Source organism: Stutzerimonas stutzeri (assembly GCF_024448935.1).
GTDB lineage: Bacteria > Pseudomonadota > Gammaproteobacteria > Pseudomonadales > Pseudomonadaceae > Stutzerimonas > Stutzerimonas stutzeri_AO.
Window position 1 is genome coordinate 1 of the sequence record NZ_JAMOIE010000269.1, and the last position, 583, is coordinate 583.

Annotated in this window: 1 protein-coding gene; it reads right to left on the reverse strand. The window is 58.8% G+C overall.

The window, feature by feature from the left end:
• Positions 1 to 583 (reverse strand): IS630 family transposase (locus NA637_RS25300; RefSeq protein WP_256075416.1); only part of this gene is annotated, 583 nt, incomplete at both ends.

Sequence of the window (583 nt, forward strand, 5' to 3'; positions counted from 1 at the left end):
ATAGTATTACGAAGCTGAGAGCCCCTGACCTCGCGCTTGCGCCAAACGAAGGGGGCTGCATTCTGGTTGTAGGCGGCCATGAAGTCCTGAATCACCTGAGTGAGTTGCTCGGTGCTGCCGAAGCTGGCGTTGTTCAGGGCTTTGCGCTGAAAGATGCCGAACCAGATCTCCACTTGGTTGAGCCAACTGGCGCTCGTCGGGGTGAAATGGAAGTGTACGTTCGGATGCGCCGCCAGCCAGTCTTCGTTCTTCTTGTGTGTGTTGAGGTTGTCCAGGATGACGTGGATCTGCCGATCGGCCGGCTCATCGGCGATGACCTCCTCCATGAAGGCTCGGAAATCGATTCGTTTCTTGGTCTGGGTGGTCTTGCCGCGAATGATGCCGGTCGCCACTTCCAGTGCGGCAAAGAGGTTGACCGTGCCGTGACGTTTGTAGGTGCTCTTCATCCCCTGGACGATCTTGCCGCTGCTGGTCTGCACGTAGCCGCGCGCACGTTCCAGCGCTTGGATCGAAGGCTTTTCGTCCACGCTCAGCACCAGGGCGTTCTGCGGCGGGTTGAGGTACAGCCCGATGATATCGGCGG